The sequence below is a fragment of the Aestuariimicrobium kwangyangense DSM 21549 genome, assembly GCF_000421525.1.
Classification (GTDB): Bacteria; Actinomycetota; Actinomycetes; order Propionibacteriales; family Propionibacteriaceae; genus Aestuariimicrobium; species Aestuariimicrobium kwangyangense.
Genome location: NZ_ATXE01000001.1, coordinates 685,241 through 704,585, shown reverse-complemented (window position 1 = coordinate 704,585; position 19,345 = coordinate 685,241). Strand labels below are relative to the sequence as shown.

The 19,345-nt window shown below is 68.8% G+C and carries 17 protein-coding genes; 10 read left to right on the top strand and 7 right to left on the bottom strand.

The genetic code is table 11. The features are described 5' to 3' along the window. Positions 1–762 (bottom strand): CPBP family intramembrane glutamic endopeptidase, encoded by a 762-nt coding sequence (locus tag H507_RS0103090; protein WP_022909264.1) that lies wholly within the window; start codon positions 760–762, stop codon positions 1–3. After that, complete coding sequence (locus H507_RS0103085; RefSeq protein WP_245558809.1) at positions 755–2,170, bottom strand: cryptochrome/photolyase family protein; 1,416 nt, start codon at positions 2,168–2,170, stop codon at positions 755–757. The genes H507_RS0103090 and H507_RS0103085 overlap by 8 nt, the downstream gene beginning before the upstream one ends. A gap of 104 nt (positions 2,171–2,274) precedes the next feature. On the opposite strand from H507_RS0103085, the gene H507_RS14385 reads away from it, so the two are divergent. From H507_RS14385 to H507_RS18340, 4 genes are read left to right on the top strand one after another with little or no spacing between them, the layout of a single operon-like run. Beyond that, on the top strand, positions 2,275–3,540 hold the full coding sequence (locus H507_RS14385) for a cytochrome P450 (protein ID WP_022909262.1): 1,266 nt from the start codon (positions 2,275–2,277) through the stop codon (positions 3,538–3,540). Then, positions 3,537–3,923 carry a lycopene cyclase domain-containing protein gene (locus tag H507_RS0103075; RefSeq protein ID WP_022909261.1) on the top strand — a complete coding sequence of 129 codons (387 nt, stop codon included), beginning with the start codon at positions 3,537–3,539 and terminating at the stop codon, positions 3,921–3,923. Before H507_RS14385 ends, H507_RS0103075 begins: the two co-directional genes overlap by 4 nt. Then, positions 3,916–4,266, top strand: a complete 351-nt coding sequence (locus tag H507_RS0103070) for a lycopene cyclase domain-containing protein (protein ID WP_022909260.1) — start codon at positions 3,916–3,918, stop codon at positions 4,264–4,266. The genes H507_RS0103075 and H507_RS0103070 overlap by 8 nt, the downstream gene beginning before the upstream one ends. Continuing rightward, entirely contained in the window at positions 4,263–5,957 is a 1,695-nt protein-coding gene (locus tag H507_RS18340; protein WP_022909259.1) for an FAD-dependent oxidoreductase, read from the top strand. The genes H507_RS0103070 and H507_RS18340 overlap by 4 nt, the downstream gene beginning before the upstream one ends. Here the strand turns inward: H507_RS18340 and H507_RS14375 are convergent. The 3 genes from H507_RS14375 to idi are packed head-to-tail and all read right to left on the bottom strand — an operon-like array spanning position 5,910 to position 9,924. After that, positions 5,910–6,803: a phytoene/squalene synthase family protein gene (locus H507_RS14375; protein WP_022909258.1), complete on the bottom strand. Its 894-nt coding sequence runs from the start codon at positions 6,801–6,803 to the stop codon at positions 5,910–5,912. The two genes, H507_RS18340 and H507_RS14375, sit on opposite strands and share 48 nt — an antisense overlap. Continuing rightward, on the bottom strand, positions 6,800–8,290 hold the full coding sequence (gene crtI, locus H507_RS0103055; RefSeq protein ID WP_022909257.1) for a phytoene desaturase family protein: 1,491 nt from the start codon (positions 8,288–8,290) through the stop codon (positions 6,800–6,802). Before crtI ends, H507_RS14375 begins: the two co-directional genes overlap by 4 nt. Continuing rightward, positions 8,275–9,924 carry an isopentenyl-diphosphate Delta-isomerase gene (gene idi, locus H507_RS0103050; RefSeq protein WP_022909256.1) on the bottom strand — a complete coding sequence of 550 codons (1,650 nt, stop codon included), beginning with the start codon at positions 9,922–9,924 and terminating at the stop codon, positions 8,275–8,277. Before idi ends, crtI begins: the two co-directional genes overlap by 16 nt. A 137-nt stretch (positions 9,925–10,061) precedes the next feature. Between idi and H507_RS14370 the strand changes: the two genes are divergently transcribed. Beyond that, a complete protein-coding gene (locus tag H507_RS14370; protein WP_022909255.1) occupies positions 10,062–10,958 on the top strand; it encodes a MerR family transcriptional regulator in 897 nt (298 codons plus the stop codon). A 117-nt stretch (positions 10,959–11,075) separates the two neighbouring features. Here H507_RS14370 and H507_RS14365 read toward each other — a convergent pair whose 3' ends face one another. Together H507_RS14365 and H507_RS0103035 are read right to left on the bottom strand one after the other, a co-directional pair. Beyond that, on the bottom strand, positions 11,076–11,561 hold the full coding sequence (locus H507_RS14365; protein ID WP_022909254.1) for a hemerythrin domain-containing protein: 486 nt from the start codon (positions 11,559–11,561) through the stop codon (positions 11,076–11,078). Further along, positions 11,561–11,854 carry a DUF2249 domain-containing protein gene (locus H507_RS0103035; RefSeq protein ID WP_022909253.1) on the bottom strand — a complete coding sequence of 98 codons (294 nt, stop codon included), beginning with the start codon at positions 11,852–11,854 and terminating at the stop codon, positions 11,561–11,563. Before H507_RS0103035 ends, H507_RS14365 begins: the two co-directional genes overlap by 1 nt. Before the next feature lie 506 nt (positions 11,855–12,360). Here H507_RS0103035 and H507_RS0103030 point away from each other — a divergent pair. The 5 genes from H507_RS0103030 to H507_RS0103010 all read left to right on the top strand — a co-directional run bounded on the left by H507_RS0103030 (position 12,361) and on the right by H507_RS0103010 (position 19,284). After that, on the top strand, positions 12,361–13,335 hold the full coding sequence (locus H507_RS0103030) for an ABC transporter permease (RefSeq protein WP_022909252.1): 975 nt from the start codon (positions 12,361–12,363) through the stop codon (positions 13,333–13,335). Positions 13,336–13,363: 28 nt separating this feature from the next. Continuing rightward, a complete protein-coding gene (locus H507_RS0103025) occupies positions 13,364–14,392 on the top strand; it encodes a carbohydrate ABC transporter permease (RefSeq protein ID WP_022909251.1) in 1,029 nt (342 codons plus the stop codon). Positions 14,393–14,483: 91 nt separating this feature from the next. Then, positions 14,484–16,055, top strand: a complete 1,572-nt coding sequence (locus tag H507_RS14360; RefSeq protein WP_022909250.1) for an ABC transporter substrate-binding protein — start codon at positions 14,484–14,486, stop codon at positions 16,053–16,055. A 123-nt stretch (positions 16,056–16,178) separates the two neighbouring features. Beyond that, positions 16,179–16,892, top strand: a complete 714-nt coding sequence (locus tag H507_RS0103015) for a YesL family protein (RefSeq protein ID WP_026377688.1) — start codon at positions 16,179–16,181, stop codon at positions 16,890–16,892. Then, positions 16,873–19,284: a glycoside hydrolase family 2 TIM barrel-domain containing protein gene (locus H507_RS0103010; protein WP_022909248.1), complete on the top strand. Its 2,412-nt coding sequence runs from the start codon at positions 16,873–16,875 to the stop codon at positions 19,282–19,284. Before H507_RS0103015 ends, H507_RS0103010 begins: the two co-directional genes overlap by 20 nt. The last annotated feature ends 61 nt before the right edge of the window (positions 19,285–19,345 follow it).

The following is a 19,345-nucleotide window of genomic DNA, read 5'->3' as shown; positions in this document are numbered from 1 at the left end:
TCAATCTCCCAGGGAAAGGGCGGGGCCGAGCAGCAGGAGCATGCCGAGCGACCAGGTCAGATGGGCGGCGATGGGGCCGGCGACACCGCCGGTCACCCGCCGCTGGGCGGAGGTGAGCAGACCCAGGCAGAGCGCGCCGAAGGTCAGCAGTGGCACTCCCGACCACAGGGTCGACGCCGCGTAGCACAGCGTCGAGACGGGGATCGCCCACCGGCGGGGGGACGAACTGTAGACGGCGCCGCGGAAGAAGAGTTCCTCGGCGACACCGTTGACGAACGTGATGGCGGCCACGATGGGCAGCGAGCCGTGGGCCGCGTGGGCGAGCAGGTCGTCCACCGGTCGACGCAGCACAGGGATGCGGCCGACGACGACGGCACCGAGCAGGAACACCACCAGCAGACCAAGCCCGAGCAGGAATCCCTGCAGCACGCCGCGGCTGCCGCCACCCGAGCGGGTACGGCCACGCCCCAGGTGCAGCGGCCCGGAGGCGACGGCCCCCACCATCCACAACGCGGCGACACCGAGGGCGGCGGGGTAGAAGCTGACGTCACCGGGGGCGATGTCGAGGGCGAGCCCGAGGGCAACGGCGCCGACGGCGATGGTGACCACGACGACGATCCGGCGGCGCAGGAGTTGTCGACCGGTCTGCATCGGTGGTTCGTCCACCGGGTCGAGCAGGGCCGCTTCGACGAAGGCCCGCAGTTCCGAGACCCCTCGGCCGAGTCCCAGCCGGCTCGTCCGGTGCGTGGTCACCTCAGGCATGTCGGGCCATCTCCAGTCGGGCCAGGGCCTCTCGGCGCTCGTCCGCGTGGTCGATGATGCGGGTGGGGTACCCGTGGGCGTAGCCGTCGGACGCCTCCCACGGCTGGTGCACCAGGTCACCGGCGAGATGGGCCAACTCCGGCACCCAGCGCCTCACGTAGTCGCCCTGCGGGTCGTGGGTGAGCCCCTGCTTGACGGGATTGAAGACGCGGAAGTAGGGGGCCGCGTCGGTTCCGGTGCCCGCCACCCATTGCCAGCCGTGGGTGTTCGAGGCAAGGTCGCCGTCGACCAGGTGGTCGAGGAACCACTGGGCGCCGATCGGCCACCAGACGTGCAGGTCCTTGGTCAGGAAGCTGGCGGTGACCATCCGCACCCGGTTGTGCATCCAGCCGGTGGCCAACAGTTGGCGCATGCCTGCGTCGACGAGCGGGAATCCCGTGCGCCCCCGGCGCCACGCCTCGACATGGTCGCCATCCGGGTCATAGGCCATGCCGGCGAGTGCGGGACGAAGGTCTCCGGTCAGGCTCCCGGGGTGATGGTGGAGAACGTCGGCGTAGAACTCACGCCACGCCAGTTCGGTGCGGAACCGCTCGGCGCCCTGCCCCGGACGAGGAGCGAGGTCGGCCAGCAGGGTCCTCGGGTGCAGCACCCCGAACTTGAGATGGGGTGACAACTGCGAGGTGGCGGCCAGGTCGGCTCTGTCGCGCTGGGTGGAGTACCCGTCGAGGTCATCGGCGAGGAACTGCGACCAGCGCTCGTGGGCAGCCACTTCGCCGGCGGGAGGCAGTTCCGGCGCGCCGGGTGCCCGCAGTAGCCGCTCGACCCGTGCCCACGCGCCCTGGTCGGACGCGTCCGGGGCGAGAGCGAGGTCGGCGGGCTCCTCGGCCGGGGCGCGCCAGCCGTGTTCGACCCAGGTGCGGGCGAAGCTCGAGAAGGTTCCGTGGGGGCCGCCGGCCTTGGTGCGCACCCGGCCCGGGGTGACGGCGTAGGGGCTGCCGGTCTCGACCCACTCCACGCCGACGCGGCCGAGGGCACGAGCCACCTGCCGGTCACGGTCGGCACCGCCCGGTTCCGTCTCCGTCGAGACGTGGACGGAGGTGATTCCCCCGGCCGACGCCACTCGGGGGATCACCTCGGTGGCATCGCCCTCGAGCAGGGTCAGCCTTCCCTCGTAGCTCTGTCGCAGCGCGAGCAGGGTGGCGGCCAGCCATGCCGTTCGGGCGGCGCCTGCTCCCTCCAGGAAGACAGGGTCGAGCACGAAGACCACCTTCACCGGCGCACCGCCGGAGTGCTCGTGGGCGGCCGCCAGCAACGGCAGGTCAGCGCGACGCAGATCCCTGCGCAGCCACACCATGGCCGTCATCGCGATCCTCCCCGCTGGTCCGACGGACGTTTCGCCCCTGCTCATGGGTCAGCCTAGACCGACTCGTGCTCAACGTTGAACAAACAGTGCACAAAACCGGTGATCGACCCACTAGGGTGGATGCAGGGATCCAGGCTTGAGGGGGACGGATGGGCGACGATGCAGGCGCACCGGGTTCGGCGCGCTCCCGGCGCCGGGCGGTTCGTCGCGGGGAATCGACCGAACCGCGGGTCGCGTACGAGCAGGGCATCTGGCGGATCCGGTCGCTGATGGTCGCCCGCCAGGCGTTGCGGGCGAGACACCAGACCACCCAGGCCGGGTTCACCGCCGAATGGATCCCGAAGACCTGGCTCAGGAACCACCCGATCCTGCTGTCCGACGGGCCCGTGCACGATGCCCAGCGCTCGAAGGTGGCCCGCTTCTTCGCCCCGACCGTGATCGAGCAGCGCTACCTCGAGTCAATGGAGGGCACGGCCGACCGCATGCTGGCCGAGGTCGCCTGGACCGCTCCTTTCGACCTCGACCTGCTGGCTCTCCACTTCAGCGTCGAGGTTACCGGGGCGGTGGTGGGACTGACCCACTCCAGCACTCCGGCGATGGCCCGACGACTGACCACCTTCTTCCGCCAGCCGCCTCTCGACCTGTCGAAACCACGCCTGGGGCGCACCGGACGACAGTGGGCGATGGCCGCGGTGAACGGGCTGCTGCCGATCCTCCGCTTCCATGTCGCGGACGTCCGCCCGGCGATCCGGGAGCGCCGGGCACACCCCCAGGATGACATCATCAGTCACCTGATCGCCGAGGGGTACACCGACACCGACATCCTCGTCGAGTGCGTCACCTACGGCACAGCCGGCATGGTGACCACCCGGGAGTTCATCACCATGGCTGCCTGGCACCTGCTCACCGACGCCGAACTCGCCGACCGCTACCGTGCCGCCGACGGTGAGGGCAGGCGGACGATCCTTGCCGAGATCCTGCGCCTCGAACCGGTGGTCGGGCACCTCTACCGCCGCACCACAGAACCTGTCGACCTGGTCGAGGGTGAGCAGAGGTGGACCATCCCAGCCGGCGAACTGGTCGACGTCTCGGTGAGGCAGACCAACACTGATCCGCGTTCCGTCGGGGCCGACGCCATGGACCTGTGCCCCGGACGTGCCATGCCCACGGGGGTGAATGCCACCGGGCTCACCTTCGGAGACGGCGCACACCGTTGCCCCGGGCAGCCGCTGGCGATCGTCGAGGCGGAAGTGTTGCTGAGCAGGTTGCTGGAGCTGCACCCCGTCGTGGTCTCCGAACCCGAGATCGGGTGGGTCGACCTGATCGAGGGATACGTGCTGCGCGGGCTGCGAGTGAGCCTGAACCGTGTCGAGGCCGCCCCCGGCCGTACCCCACCACCAGGAGGTGTGGAGTGAATGACCACTTGCAGTACCTGGGTCTGATGGCAGCCTGCCTGGTCCTGACCCTGCCCTTGGAGTTCGTGCTGCGCGCCCGCGTCTATCGCCGACCGCTACGGCTGCTGGTGTCGCTGCTGCCCACCGTGGCGGTGTTCGTCGCCTGGGACGTCTTGGGCATCATCCGCGACCACTGGAGTTACAGCCCTCGTTTCTCCAGCGGGCTGATGATCGGCCCGATGCCGCTCGAGGAACTCGTCTTCTTCATCGTCATCCCGATCTGCGGCCTGCTGACCTATGAGGCGGTGGGCACCGTGCTCGACCGCGTCCGACCGGACAGGGCTGGGCGAGGTCTGCTGCGACGAGAGCGGGTCGGAGCACCGAGGGGGACCGACCATGCCTGAGTACACGGCCCTGACGGTGTTCGCGGTGGTGGCCGTCGCCCTGGTCGAGGTGGTGTGGCTGCGGACCGGCCTGTTCCGGTGCCTGCAGTACTGGCTCGCCATGGCCATCGTCTTCGCCTTCCAGGTTCCGGTCGACGGGTGGCTCACCAAGCTCAGCAACCCGATCGTGCTCTACTCCCCCGAGGAACACCTGGGGCTTCGGGCGCCGTGGGACATCCCGGTGGAGGACTTCGGTTTCGGCTGGGCCATGGTGACCCTGACGCTGCTCGTGTGGTGCCGCCTGGGCAGCCGGGACGACCAGGGGGCACGCCCGCGCCGCGCCCTGCAGGAGGAAGCACGATGAGCTCCGTGGACCGGCAACTCCCCGGTCGCGACCGACGGGCCGTCCGTCACCCCGGGCCCTCCGGGAGCCCGCGCGCGGACGGGTCGCGGCACGTCGTCGTGGTCGGAGGGGGCATCGCCGGACTGGCGGCCGCCACCGTGTTGGCGGAGGCCGGCGTCGGGGTGACCCTGCTCGAGGCGACCGACCGCCTGGGCGGCCGAGTGGCGGCATGGCGTCTGCCGGACGGGCGAACCATGAGCCGCGGCTTCCATGCCTTCTTCCGTCAGTACTACAACCTGCGGGCCCTGCTGAAGCGGGTCGATCCCCGGCTGGACTTCCTTCGTCCGATCGAGGACTACCCGCTGCAGCGCCCCGACGGCATGCGGGACTCGTTCGCCGGCCTGCCCACCACCCCGCCGTGGTCGGTGCTGCGGTTCGTGATGCGCAGCCCTGCGTTCACGCTGCGCTCGCTGAGCCGGGTGAACCTGCCCGCAGCCCTTGAACTGCTGAGCACTCGGTTCCCCGGCACGCACGCCGCCTATGACGGTCAGTCCGCGGCCGACTTCCTCGACCGGCTCCGGTTCCCCCAGCCCGCCCGTGACCTGGCGCTGGAGGTGTTCGCCCGGTCGTTCTTCGCCGACCCACGCGAGTTCGGGGCCGGCGAACTGGTCGCCATGTTCCACACCTACTTCATGGGGTCGGCCGAGGGCCTGCTCTTCGACGTGCCCGACGACGACTACGACACCCGCCTCTGGGCGCCGCTGGGGCGCCACCTGAGCGATCTGGGCGTGAGGGTGCTGACGGGGTCGCCGGTGACCCGGATCGACGTCGGACCATCGGAGGGGGCCCACACCGATCCTGCCCCCACCGATTCTGCCCCCACCGATCCTGCCCACACCGAACCTGCCCCCACCGATTCTGCCTCCACCGATCTTGGGGGTCGCGGTGTCCGCGTGCACCTCACGGACGTCGTCCTCGAGGCCGACGCCTGCGTACTGGCGACCGACCCGCGAACGGCCCGTGAGTTGGTGGCAGGGATGCCCGGTGTCGATCCCGCATGGGCCGGGCGGGTGGCAGGCACCCGCAACGCCCCGCCCTTCGTGGTGGTCAGGTTGTGGCTGGGGACGCCAGTGTCCCCCGACCGTGCCCCCTTCCTCGGGACGGCGGGCTACGGCCCGCTGGACAACATCTCCGTGCTCGAACGGTTCGAGGCCGGCGCGGCGACCTGGGCCAGTGAGCATGGTGGATCCGTGGTCGAACTGCATGCCTACGCCTGCCCGGCGAACGTGATGGACGATCCCGCCGCGGCCGATGCGATCGTGAGTGCGTTGGAGTCAGAGCTGCATCGCGCCTACCCCGAGACGGCCACGTCGGCGGTCCTGCACCGGGAGGTGCTCGTGCGGGACGACTGCGGGCTGATCACCCCCGACCCGTGGGACGAGCGTCCCGGGGTGGCGACTCCCTCCCCCCGGCTGGTGCTGGCCGGCGACTGGGTGCGCTGTGACCAACCCGTGGCCCTGATGGAGCGGGCGGCGACCACCGGCTTCCAGGCGGCCAACCAGCTGCTGCAGGGGTGGGGGGTGCAGGGGGTCGACGTCTGGACGGTGCCGTTGCGTGGACTGCTCGCCCCCAGGGTGGACGCTGGTGGACGCCGATCCCGGGAATCAGCCCCGAGCGCCGAAGTCGACCCGCGGGACTCCCACCACGAGTGAACGCACCAGTACCGCAAGCTTCTCGGAGTCGGGCACCCTGATCCGCCCGGAGAAGACGTCATGGTCGGCGCGCTCGATCCGGTCGAGGATGCGGCTGTAGAGCACCAACGCGGTACCGACGCAGCGTCGGGAGGCGGGGGGAAGCATCGCCAGGCCACGCTGACCCTCCGCGTAGAGCCCCCGGTTCCTGGCGATCTGTTCGGTCATCATGGCCCGCCACTGCGGGGTCACCTCGCGCAGCCAAGGATCGGCGTGGTGGCGCCGCAGATCGGCCTGCGGCAGGTAGACGCGTCCGCGGTCGAGATCCTCCGCCACGTCCCTCAGGAAGTTGGTGAGCTGGAAGGCGTTGCCCAGTGCCCGGGCCGGGCCCTTGGCCTCAGGTGTGTAGGGCTCAAGCACCGGCAGCATCATCTCGCCGATGACGGCGGCCGAGCCCTCCATGTAGACCTCGCGGAGCTCGTCCCAGGTCTCCCACGTGGTGCGGTCGAGGTCGGCGGCCATTGCTGCGAAGAAGCGCTCGAAACACTCGGGGTCGGTGCCACGGCGGTTGATGCTGTCGACGATGGCGGCCATCACGGGTTCCTGCGACCCGCCCACGGCGAGGGCCTCGAAGAACTGGGCGCGGAAGGCGGCCAGCCGCTCGGCCGAGGTGCCCTGCTGGGGCACGGCCAGGTCGACCCGGTCCGGCTCGTCCACGATGTCGTCGGCCAGGCGGCAGAGCGCGTAGACGGTGAACACGTCCCTGCGCTGGGCCGGCGGCAACAGCCGTGCCCCCCAGTAGTAGGTGGTGCCGTACTGGCGGGTGAGCTCACCGCAGCGCCGGTAGCCGAGCTCGAGCTGGTTCACCGGGTCATCTCCCTCACCCGCTGGGCGGCCAGTTTGCCCGAGATCAGCACCATCGGGATTCCCACCCCGGGTGTGGTGCCAGAGCCCGCGAACACCAGGCCCGGAACTCGCTTGTCGACGTTGCTGGGTCGGAAGGGGCCGGTCTGGGCGATGGTGTGGGCCAGTGCAAAGGGGGTCCCGGCCGCCATCCCCTGCTGCTTCCAGTCGGCCGGGGTGACCAGCTGCTCGGTGACGATGTCGGTGGGGTAGCCGGCGCCGGCCAGGAAGGCGAGCATCCGCTCCCGCAGTCGTGGACCCTCCGTCGTCCAGTCGAGCCTGCCCACCTCGAGGTTCGGAACCGGCTCGAGCACGTAGAGGGTGTTGCTCCCCGCGGGGGCTGCGGTCGGGTCGTCCAAGGACGGCATGGCCACGAACCGCGACGGGTCGCGCATGGCCCGGCCGCGCACCAACAGGTCGTCGAAGGCGGAGTCCCAGGCCCGTCCGAAGTGGATGTTGTGGTGTCCGTGACCCGAGGGAGCCCCACCCCGGACCCCCAGGTGCCAGACCACGGCGCTGGGCGAGAACCGTCCTCGTCGGGCCACCCGTGGCCCCCGCAGGTCGGGAAGCAGTCGTTCGTAGGCCACCGGTAGGTCTGCCGTCACCACGACCGCATCGGACGAGATCCGTTCCCCCGACTCGAGTTCCACGCCCCCAGCCGAACCGTCCTGTCGCCTCACCACGCGCTCGACCGGGGACGAATAGCGAATCTCGACCCCGGCATCCGTGGCCGCCCGTGCCATGGCCCGCGGGACCGCGTGCATGCCACCCTCGGGGAACCAGACCCCTTCGATGGAGTCCATGTACGTGATCACGGCGTAGAGGGCGCGGGCCTGCCGCGGCGCCAGGCCCGCGTACATGGCCTGGAAGCTGAACACCCGGTGCAGTCGCTCGTCGCGGAAGCGCCTGGCCACCTCCGGTCCCAGACTGCGGAACGCGCCCAGGCGCAGCAACTCGGCCACCGCCCTTGGGGATCGGACCAGACCCAACGGGGAGTCGAAGTTCGTGTCGATGAAATGGGGCACCTCGACGTCGTTCAGCCGACGCAACCAGACGACGAAGTCGTCGAAGGCCCGCGCATCGTGCTCCCCGCACTCCTGGGCGATCACCTCACGCATCTTCTCGTGTCCCGGGCGAACCAGCAGTCGCGAGCCGTCGGCGAAGAACGCGTGGTAGGCAGGGTCGAGCAGGGTCATGCCGACGTAGTCCTCGACCCGTCGGCCCACCGCTGAGAAGGCCTCCTGCAGCAGCGAGACCATGGTGAAGACGGTGGGGCCGGTGTCGAAGCGGAACCCGTCCTGCTCCAGGGAACCGTTGCGGCCGCCGGGCTGGTCCTCCCGCTCCAGCAAGGTCACCCGCTCTCCCGCACCGGCCAGGTGCATCGCGGCCGCGAGCCCCGACAGCCCGGCCCCGACCACGACGGTGTGGCGGCCCGTCATGCGGAGCGCCATGCCAGCACCTGCGCCGCCTCGGTCAGACCGTTGACGCCGGCGCGGGCCAGTGGTGCGCCGGACAGGCACGCCATGGCGTCGTCGACCGCATCGGTGATCATGGACTCCACCATCGACTCCACCCCCGCTTCTCGCATCAGATCGGCCAGGACGGGCACGTCCTCATGGGTGAACGCGGGCGTGCCCACCCTGGCCAGCAGGGCGGCCGATTCCCCGGTCAGGTTCTCCCTGGCCAGCGAGAGCAGCACCGTGGCCTTGCCCTCGAACAGGTCATCGCCGGCGGGCTTGCCGGTCTGGGCCGGGTCGCCCCAGACCCCGAGCAGGTCGTCCCGAAGGGCGAAGGCTCGTCCGAGATGGTCTCCGCAGGTGGTCAGGCAGTCGAGCACCCGGTCTTGGGCGCCAGCCGCGGCCGCCCCCAACTGCAGCGGCCGCGTGACCGTGTACCGCCCCGACTTGGTGCGCGCCACGTGCTCGGCGTGGGGGCGGTCGAGGCGCCCGGCCGCGGCCCCCGTGAGGTCGGCACGTTGTCCGGCGATCAGTTCCACCGACAACTCCCGCCAGATGCGGCGCATCGACTCGGGCAGGCTGTCGACCAGGCCGTCGGCGAGGGCATGGGCGAGATCGCCCAGCAGGATCGCGAGGTTGCGTCCGAACACGTCGCTGTCGCCCCGCGCCCCGTGTGCGAGGTGCCAGCGGGTGGCACGGACGTGCGCGGAGGGGTGACCGCGGCGCTGGTCGGACTCGTCCATCACGTCGTCGTGGATCAATGCGAACAGGTGCAGCAGTTCGATGGCGGCAGCGGCACGCACCATGTGCCGGTGCCCCTGACCGTCCTGCACACCGCCGGCGGCGATGAATCCCCAGTAGACCATCGTGGTGCGCAGCCGCTTGCCTCCGTTGGCGAGCAGGCCGAGCAACCAGTCCGGCAGGTCTTCGGCGAGCACGTCGACCCCCAGGCCCTCGGTGTGCACGGCCCACTGGGCGCCGAGCGTGACCAGGGTCTCGCGCAACAACTGGTCGACCTCCCGCTTCGCGGCGGCGAGGTCCGGGGTGACGGTCAGACCCCCGGCCATGCCCGCCGAGAGGGCGCGGTCGACCTGGGGCACCTGCAGCACGGCCCACGGGCTGTAGGCCTGCGGGACGGCAGCGACGGCGGTGGTCAGGCTGCGCCAAGGCACCCAGACCCACTCGGCCACCTCGTCGGGGTCTGGGGTCGGGTCGTCATCGGTCACGAAGCCTGCGTAGACCGGGCAGACCTCGTTCTCCACCACCCCCGAGGCATCGGTGGCGCGGTAGCGGAAGTCGGGCAGCAGAGGCACCAGGGGCCCCACGGTCAGTCCCAACTCCTCCTTGATCCGGCGCCGGGCGGCGGACTCCAGGTCTTCTCCCGGACGAGGGTGCCCGCACGCCGAGTTCGTCCACACCCCTGGCCAGGTGGCCTTGGTGACGGCCCGGCGGGTCAGCAGCACGTCGCCGTGCGCGTTGAACAGGTAGGTCGAGAAGGCCAGGTGCAGCGGAGTGGTCGACGAGTGCACCGTCAACCGGTCGGCCTTGCCGATGGGTCGGGCCGCGTCGTCGAGCAACACCACGTCATCGCCCGAGGGAGAGCCCCCCTGGGTGGAAGTTTGCGACATGTCGTCCCCCTCAAGTCGACGAAGCTGTCGAATGTTTGTCTAATGTTGTACCAACGTAGCTGGGCCGATCGGTCGGCGCAAGCAATCCGTGCCATCTTTGTCGGGCTCGCCCGGGACGGGGAACAGGAGGGGGAAGGGTGTACACAGTCAGCCAGGCTGCAGCACTGTCCGGTGTCTCCAAGAGCACCCTGCGCGCCTGGGAGCGGCGCTACGGCATCATCCACCCCTCCCGGACCGAGGGTGGCTATCGCCTCTACGACGCGGGCCAGGTGGCCCTGCTGCGCGAGATGGCGGCGCGGGTGGAGGGAGGCATGCGGGCGGCCCAGGCCGCGGCGAGCCTGGCCGGAGCCTCACTCGACGGCAGACAGGTTGGCGGACACGTGGGTCGGCCTGACGGTGACGATCACGCGGATGGCCACGATCGGGTCGCGTTCGACCTGGTCGAGGCGGTGGTCTCCCTCGATCCCAGACGCCTCGCCGACACCGTCGACGGCGCGCTCGACTCCCGCGAGTTCGAGCAGGTGGTCAGGACCTGGCTGATGCCTCAGTTGCACCGGATCGGGCAGGCGTGGGCCAGGGGTGAGATCTCGGTCGCCCAGGAGCACCAGATCACCGCCGAGCTGATGCGCGCTCTCTCGCACCTGTTCCATGAGGCCCCCGACCGGGGTGGGCCAACGGCGCTGGTGGGACTCCCACCGGGCGCGCGTCACGAGTTGGCGCTGCTGGCCTTCGCCACGTGTCTGCGTCGACTGGGATCTCGGGTCATCTACCTGGGGGCCGACCTGCCACCGGACGACTGGCGCGCAGCGGCGATCAGGAGTCAGGCCAGGGTGGCGGTGGTGGGCGCCCACTGCGGTACCGATGCCGCGGGCGCCACAGAGGTGGCCGCGGCCCTGGCCGACCTGTCACCGCTCGTCCCGGTGTGGTCGGGAGGTTCCGCGGCACGACAGGTGACGGGGGCATCACCACTTCCCGACGACGTCGTCGAGGCGGCCCACCACCTGCACCGGGCACTGCTCGGCGGACGCGCCTGAGCCGACCGCAGGGCGACGAGCAGTGCTCGGCGCGGCCCTCCTCGACACGGGCCTCGCCTCGAGCGCAGACGCGCGCCCGAACCGTTGCTCCCCGGTCCCGGACCGAATCCGGACCGGTCAGTGCTGATGGGCGTGCGGGCGGCCCGTGGTGTGGTCGTGGTCGTGGGTGAGGGAGTCGACCTCGTCCCAGTCCGGCCCCACCAACGAGACCGCAGCGGCGGGGAAGAGTGCATTGTCCTCCCGGTCGATGTGGGTGCGGAACGCCTGCTCGAAGGCCTCGAACAAGTGCTGTCGCACCGCTGGATCGGTGGCCTCGGCCACCCGCTCGAGCAGGTCGTCCAGGGTGACGTGCTCGCCGCACAGCTGGCCGATGTAGTCGGTGAACTCGTCCTGGCGCTTCATCACGCTGAACAGGCCCACCTCCTCGGCACCGGTGTGCGGGCCGAGCAGCCCGGCGACCTCCGCGACCCGCTGGTGGACGAGTGGGGGCTCGTCCGCCTCGACCGCCCGGCGCAGGTCGCCGGTGGCATTGATGATCTCGACGTGCTCACTCATGAACCTGCCGATCACGTCGATCGAGTCGCAGCCGCAGTAGCTGCACATCAGGAGCGCACCATCCGCAGCTTCCAGGCCTCCGGGCCGCGCTGGTCGTAGCTGATGGTGACGGCATCGCCGAACAGTTCGTCGATCTGACGCAACAGCGGCTGTGGGTCATGGGGGGCGACCAGCACCAGGCCGGATCCGGGGCTCAGCTGACCCAGGGCGCCGAGGATGGCCCCGTGGCGGATGGCATGCGGGATGGTGCGCGCGTCGAGTTCGGGAAGCTCGGAGTCATGCTCCCCGCAGGCGCAGTGGTGGGTCTCGGTCAGGGTCAGGGTGGGGCGCTCTTCGGTCATGGGTCCATATTTACTACACCCTCGTTGTGGAAAACAGCGGGGGTCGCCATTGGGACGCCTGCTCGCCCCGGACCGGGTCGACGTGGACCCCCTCACCCCGCCACCTGGTCCCACCCGACCAGTCGGGCGCACACTCTCGCCTTCGGGGACGAACTCTCGCGTTCGGCGGCGAGAGTCTGCGCAGGAGGTGAGGTTTGCGCCGGACGAGAGCCCACCCGCCGCCCCAGCAGCCCCACTCCCACCCCGGCGACCGACCACCCCGTGACAAGCAAGATCACGAAATGGCAACGCAACCATGATTTCCCTTGACACTCGCGCGAAGCGATTTGTATCGTTCCATTCACCGAGGGGCCGTCAACGTCGGCGAGACCCTCCCAGTCCAGGACGACCCAGTCAAGGACGACAACCAGTCAAGGACGACAACCCGGGGCGGCCCCCGACCATTGCCCGCACAGGCGCGAAACCGATGGTCGACCAGCCCCCCCACCGACAGTGAGGACCGGTACGTGGCAGCCCGAACCACCGAACCACCCGCCATTTCCACCCCGGCTGCGACCCGCTCGGGCAGCGCCAGCTTCTGGAAGTCCATGCGGCACAGCAAGGTGTTGTTGGTGATGTGCCTGCCGGCCATCGTCTTCTTCCTGGTCTTCGCCTACGGCCCGATGCCCGGTGCCTACATCGCGTTCACCAACTTCAACTACCGCGACGGCATCTTCGGCAGCCCGTTCGTGGGCCTGCGGAACTTCGAGTTCCTGGTCAAGTCGGGCCAACTGTGGCTGCTGACCAAGAACACGGTGCTCTACAACGTCGCCTTCATCGTGATCGGCAACGTGCTGCAGATCGCCCTGGCCCTGATGCTGAACGAGATCCGCTCGAAGTACTTCAAGAAGGTCAGCCAGACGCTGATGTTCCTGCCCTACTTCGTGTCGGTGGTGCTGATCGGCGTGATCGCGTTCAACCTGCTCAACTACGACACCGGCGCGCTGAACGCCCTGATCATCTCGACCGGTGGCAACCCGGTGAAGATCTACTCCGAAGCGGGTCTGTGGCCGTTCATCATCGTGATCGCCCACCTGTGGCAGAGCACCGGCTACGGCTCCATCGTCTACTTCGCGGCCATCATGGGGCTCGACACGTCGATGTTCGAGGCGGCCGCGATCGACGGGGCGTCGGCCTGGCAGCGCATCCGCTACATCATCCTGCCGAGCCTGAAGCCGACCTTCGTGATCCTGCTGCTGTTCTCACTGGGCGGCATCATGCGCGGCAACTTCGGCCTGTTCTGGAACCTCGTGGGCAACAACGCCCAGCTCTTCCAGACCACCGACATCATCGAGACCTCGGTGTACCGCATGCTCACCTCGCAGAACAACTTCACCACCTCGACCGCGGTCGGCCTCTACCAGTCGCTGTTCGGCTTCGCGCTGGTGATGACGGTCAACTGGATCGTCCGCCGCATCAACTCCGACTACGCCCTCTTCTGAGCGGGAACCAGGAACTGAGGAGCAAGCGATGACCACCAACGTGACCGGTCCAGCGACCGGAGGTGCCCTGCCCGGGGCCGGAGTTCCCGCAGCCGCCGGGGCAGTCCCCGGGGGACCGAGCCTGGAGACCCCCGATCTCACCGGGACGACCCTTCCCGGCGCGCCGCGCAAGATGAAGCTCGACAACTCAGAGGTGGCGCTGCGATCCATCTCGTACGCCGTCGTGGGGGTGTTCGCCCTGCTGTGCGCCCTGCCCTTCCTGCTGATCGTGTCGGCCTCGTTCTCGCAGGAGTCGAAGATCATGGAGCACGGCTTCAGCCTGCTCCCCCGTGGGTTCTCCACCGAGGCCTACCAACTGATCTTCCGCTCGCCGCGGCAGATCCTCGGGTCGTACGCCGTGACCGTGATCATGACGGTCGCCGGTTCGGCCCTGGGCCTGGCGATCACGGCGATGACCGGCTACGCGCTGCAGCGCAAGGACTTCCCGCTGCGCAACCACATCTCGTTCTTCATCTACTTCACCACCCTCTTCTCGGCGGGCCTGGCCCCGACCTACCTGTGGGTGGCGGTCACGCTGGGGCTTCGCGGCAACTACCTCGCGGTGTTCCTGCAACTGCTGCTGTCGCCGTGGCTGATCATCCTGATGAAGAACTTCGCCCGCTCGGTGCCCTACGAGGTGATCGAGTCAGGCAAGATCGACGGCGCCGGTGACTTCCGCATCTTCGCGCAGTTGGTGTTGCCGATGCTCAAGCCCGCCCTGGCCACCATCGGCCTCTTCCTGGCCCTGGGCTACTGGAACGAGTGGTACCTGTCCTCGCTCTACCTCGGCAGCACTGTCGAGTTCAAGCCACTGCAGTACTACCTCTACAACATCATCAACACCGCCAATGCCCTGCGCACCTCGGTGGCGGGCGCCAACGTCACCATCACAGACCTGCCCAGCAACACCCTCAAGATGGCCAGTGCCGTCGTCGCCACCGGTCCGATCATCCTGCTCTACCCGTTCGTCCAGAAGTACTTCGTCAGCGGCATCACCGTCGGCGCCGTCAAGGGCTGACCGAAACGCCGTTCACCTCGCACCACCCGCTCGTCCCCGTCCGTCCCGACCACCAACCGACCCAACCACCACTACCCCCAAGGGAACCCACATGTTCAACTCCGCACTCTCTCGCCGGGCCGTGCTCGGTTCGGTCGCCGCTGTCGCCGCAGCCGCCGGCCTGGCCGCTTGCAGCAAGGACACCGCCAGCTCAGACCCGACCGGTGGCGCTCCCGTCAAGATCACCATGCTGGTGCTCGGCGACAAGCCCACCAACGGCCGCTACCAGAAGATGCTGGCCAAGCTGAACCCGATCCTGACCAAGAAGGCCAACGCCACCCTCGACCTCTACTACGTCGAGTGGGCCGACTGGCAGACCCAGTACAACGTCCAGCTGCTGTCGGGCGACTCGAAGATCGACCTGATCACGACCGCCACCGACTGGCTGTTCGGCTGGGAGAACGCCCAGAAGGGTGCCTTCTACGCGCTCGACGAAGAGATCCTCAAGGCCAATGCGCCCAAGACCTGGGAGCAGGTCAACAAGAAGGGCGACTGGGACCTGTGCAAGCTTCCCGACGGGAAGATCTACTTCATGCCCGAGGACAACTACACCCAGTGGACGAACCACGGTTACTTCTACCGTGGCGACTGGGCCAAGGCGGCCGGCATCCCCGACGGCACCATCACCAAGTGGGACGAGCTCACCACCTACTTCACCTGGGTCAAGCAGAACCAGAAGAAGGCCTTCCCGTGGGACGTCGCCGGGGCGAACGAGACCCCGCTCACCGGCTACCTGCAGGGCCACACCGATGGTCAGACCATCCAGCAGCTCAGCGCCGGGAACTACTACCCCTTCCAGACGACCGCTGCCGACCCCTACACCGTCGGTTCCTGGTACGCCGAGTCGGACGAACTGCTCGCCGCCGCCAAGATCGCCAAGCAGTGGGCCGAGATCGGCGTCTGGCGTGAGGACGCCCTCAACTACGACGGCGACACCCGCGAGGAGTTCTTCGCCGGTCTGTCGGGTGCCGACCAGCACCACACCCAGACCTTCCTCGGCGTCGAGACCACCATGGCCACGCGCCAGCCCGATGCCAACCCGAAGATGTTCTGGTTCGGTCAGGAGAACAAGAACATCTTCCGTGACATCAAGACCCACGGCGCCATGGCGGTCGCGGCGAACTCCAAGCACCCCGAGCGTGCGCTGAAGGTCTACGACCTGATCCGCAACGACGAGGAGTGCTACCGCCTCATGAACTTCGGCATCGAGGGCTCCGACTACGTGCTGACCAGCGACAAGAAGATCGACCAGCCCAAGGGGTTCGACCCCGCCAAGGACGGTCTCGGCACCAACTTCTGGGCCGGTCGCATGGACGAGTTCGAGCTGCCGCGCGTGAACCAGCCCGCCAACAAGGAGGCCCTGTTCAAGGAACTCGACGGCATGGCCAAGGACTACCCGTACTCGACGCTGATCTTCGACAAGACCCAGATCGAGTCGACCCTGGCAGCCATGGGTTCGGTGTTCTCGCAGTACATCCCGCAGCTGCAGTACGGCAAGTTCGCCGACCCCGAGAAGGCGATCAACGAGATGCGCGACAAGCTGAAGCAGGCCGGCTACGAGGACGCCAAGAAGTCCATCCAGGCCGACATGGACAAGTGGGCCACCGACAAGAAGCTCAAGTGAGCCCCCTGCCCGCCGCCTGACGTGACCGAACCCGGGTGCGGCGCCCTCCCCCTTGCTGGACGGGGGCCCGCACCCGGGTTCGTCTCGTCACCTCCCCTCGTCCACACCGACTGACGGATGCCCGTGAGCTCACTGTTCAGCCCGTACTCGCCGCTCTCGCGGTTCCTCGGCAAGCTCGCCGACCTGATGATCCTCAACCTGTTGTTCATCGCCACCTCGCTGCCGATCGTCACCCTCGGCGCCTCCCTGACGGCCCTGCACGACACGGCCATGAGGCTGGTCACCGATGAGTGTGACTCCGTCTCGAAGCGCTACCTCGACACGTTCCGGGCGAACCTCAAGCAGGGGACGATCCTGGGCCTCGCCTGCCTGGGTCTGCTCGCGGTGGTGGGTGCCTGGTGGGTCGTGGCCGAGAACCTCAACGTCTCCACCCCCGTGCGGGTGGCGCTGTGGGTCGCCGTCATCCTGTTCGGGGTGCGGGTGATCTCGACGGTGATGTTCATCTTTCCCTACCAGGCCACCTTCGAGAACACCCCTCTCGAGGTGCTCAACACCTCTCGCCGTCTGTCGGCGAGGCACCCCATCTCGTCCCTCACCGTGGCCTTGGTCACGGTGCTCGCCGTGATGGTCTCGATCTGGTACCCGATCGTCGTGGGTTGGGGCATCGCGTGGCTGGCCTTCGGGTTCGCCGCCGTGGCGTTCCTCAACTCGATCACCTTCGTCCAGGTCTTCCGCCGCTACGGCGCCTTCCCCGAACCGGGGCCCGACACCTTCGAGTCCGTCCCCGACCCCCGCCACCCTCCCAAGGACCTCCCGCATGCACACCCTCCCCGTTGAGAACTGGCTCTTCCTGCTCGGTGACGACCCAGCGGCCAGCCGCAAGAATGCCGACGAGTCAGCGTTCCGACCCGTCCGCGTGCCCCACGACTGGGCCGTCGAACTGGACTTCGACCCCACCGCCTCCAGCGGCACCGGGTACCTGCCCGGCGGCATCGGCTGGTACCGCGCGCACGTCTCCCTCGCGCAGCTCGGGGTCGCAGGGGTGGAGCACCTGCGCCTGGTCTTCAGCGGGGTCTACAAGAACGCCGACGTCTGGGTGAACGGCTACCACCTGGGCGGTCGTCCGAACGGCTGGGTCGAGTTCTCGTTCGACCTCACCGAGATCCTGGGGTACGCCCCCGATGACGACCTGGTCATCGCGGTGCGTGTTGACCGCCGCGACCTGGCCGACTGCCGCTGGTACAACGGCACCGGTATCACGCGCCGGGTGACCCTCGAGGCACACGGCGCCGTCTCGGTGGCCGAGCACGGCTCGATGCTCACCACCACCAGCACCGACTCCGGCGTCGCGGTGGTCGACCTCATGCAGACGGTCGTCAACCACTCCCTGCAGCCGCAGCGGGTGGTCGTCGCGCACACCCTGACCACGGCCGAGGGCCGAACGGTCGCGAGCCGCGAACACCGACTCGACCTGGCCGCCGGCGAGCGGGCCGAACTGACCAGCACCGAGCGGGTCGGCGAGCCGCGGTTGTGGTCGGACGAGCACCCGCACCTGCACCGCTGGACCACCACCGTGACCTCGGCCGACGGGGTTGAAATCGACCGGCGGGTCGAGGTGGTGGGCCTGCGCACCTTTGCCTTCGACCCCGACCACGGTTTCTCGATCAACGGTGAGCCGCGCCTGCTCAAGGGGGTCTGCCTGCACGAGGACGCCGGCAACCTGGGCGTCGCCGTGCCCACCGAGGTGTGGCTGCGGCGCCTGCTGACGTTGCGCGAGGCAGGCTGCAATGCCGTGCGAATGGCGCACAACCCCCACGCCCCCGAGCTGTACGACCTGTGCGACCTGCTCGGGTTCTTCGTGATCGACGAGGCCTTCGACGAGTGGGAGAACCCGAAGAACAAGTGGTGGCAGGGACACAACGTGTACCCGCCCAAGCACGAGGGCTATGCCCACGACTACCCGGCCTGGCACGAGCGTGACCTGGTGGCGATGATCGAGGTCAACAAGCTGCACCCCTCGGTGATCGCCTGGAGCATCGGCAACGAGATCGACTACCCCAATGACCCCTACGCGAACCCGCTGTTCGCCGAGATGACGGGCAACAACGACGCCAACAAGCCGGCCGCCGAGCGGGCGTACGACCCCAGCCGGCCCGACACCCGCCGACTCACCACGCTGGCCAACGAGCTCATCGACATCGTGCGCCGCACCGATCCTTCGCGACCGGTGACCCTGGCGGCGGCGTTCCCGGAACTCTCCAGCCGCACGGGGCTGCTCGATCGGCTCGACCTGATCGGCTACAACTACAAGGAACATCTCTACGCCGACGACCACCCGCGCTTCCCAGACCAACCGTTGGTCGGTTCCGAGAACGGGCACGGATGGGCGGAGTGGCGGGCCGTCGTCGACCAGGAGTTCGTGGCCGGACAGTTCCTGTGGACCGGCATCGACTACCTGGGTGAGACCCACGGCTGGCCGAGCCACGGCTCCCCCGCCGGCCTGATGACGACCGCCGGCTTCCCCAAGGAGCGGTGGCACCTGCGTCGCAGCTGGTGGAGTGAGCAGCCCGTCGTCCGCCTGGCCTCACGCCCGATCGCTGACGGGGAGGACTGGCAGCGTCCCTTCGGGCGTGACTGGGTCGGCACCGACGAGGTCGAGGTGGCCGTCTTCACCAATGCGGACTCGATCGAGGTGACCTGCGGTGGTGAACCGGTCGAGCTGGTCTTCGACGAGACCCGTGGGCACCATCTCGGGCGCGCCGTGCCCGCATCGGGAGCGCTGCGCGTGGTGGCGCGAGCCACTGGGGGGGATGTGGCCGGTGACGAGGAGCTGACCGACGAACTGGTGTCGGCCGGGGCTCCGGCCTCCCTGCGGGTGACGACGTGGTCAGCACCGGACGACCTCGCCCCGCTCGTCGCCGACGTGGCCGGGGTCTCGGACGTGCACCAGTTGTTGTGCGAGGTGATTGACGACCAGGGCCGCCCAGCCGTCACGGGCGCGGGGTCAGGGCCCTCCGACCCCTCCGAGGATCACGAGCCGGTGGTGACCGTGGAGGTCGAGGGTGCTGAGCTGCTCGGTCTCGACAGCGGCAACCTGTCCGACACGACGGCCTACCGGGAGCCGTGGCGTCGGACACACCACGGACGCCTCGCGGTGTACGTGCGCGGCGCCGGGACCGTCCGTCTCAACGCTCTGGACCAGGTGGTGACGGTCACGGTCGGACAGTGAGCGACTTGGGCCACGCAGACAGGCCCCAAGAACCACGCAGATGGACCCAGGAGCCGGAAAC

Coding starts and splice junctions, on each gene's coding strand:
- H507_RS0103035 (WP_022909253.1), bottom strand. CDS start 11,854: ATGACCGAAGAGCGCCCCACCCTGACCCTGACCGAGACCCACCACTGC.
- H507_RS0103070 (WP_022909260.1), top strand. CDS start 3,916: ATGCCTGAGTACACGGCCCTGACGGTGTTCGCGGTGGTGGCCGTCGCC.
- H507_RS18340 (WP_022909259.1), top strand. CDS start 4,263: ATGAGCTCCGTGGACCGGCAACTCCCCGGTCGCGACCGACGGGCCGTC.
- idi (WP_022909256.1), bottom strand. CDS start 9,924: ATGTCGCAAACTTCCACCCAGGGGGGCTCTCCCTCGGGCGATGACGTG.
- H507_RS14385 (WP_022909262.1), top strand. CDS start 2,275: ATGGGCGACGATGCAGGCGCACCGGGTTCGGCGCGCTCCCGGCGCCGG.
- H507_RS0103010 (WP_022909248.1), top strand. CDS start 16,873: ATGCACACCCTCCCCGTTGAGAACTGGCTCTTCCTGCTCGGTGACGAC.
- H507_RS0103025 (WP_022909251.1), top strand. CDS start 13,364: ATGACCACCAACGTGACCGGTCCAGCGACCGGAGGTGCCCTGCCCGGG.
- H507_RS14360 (WP_022909250.1), top strand. CDS start 14,484: ATGTTCAACTCCGCACTCTCTCGCCGGGCCGTGCTCGGTTCGGTCGCC.
- H507_RS0103085 (WP_245558809.1), bottom strand. CDS start 2,170: ATGAGCAGGGGCGAAACGTCCGTCGGACCAGCGGGGAGGATCGCGATG.
- H507_RS14365 (WP_022909254.1), bottom strand. CDS start 11,561: ATGTGCAGCTACTGCGGCTGCGACTCGATCGACGTGATCGGCAGGTTC.
- H507_RS0103090 (WP_022909264.1), bottom strand. CDS start 762: ATGCCTGAGGTGACCACGCACCGGACGAGCCGGCTGGGACTCGGCCGA.
- crtI (WP_022909257.1), bottom strand. CDS start 8,290: ATGGCGCTCCGCATGACGGGCCGCCACACCGTCGTGGTCGGGGCCGGG.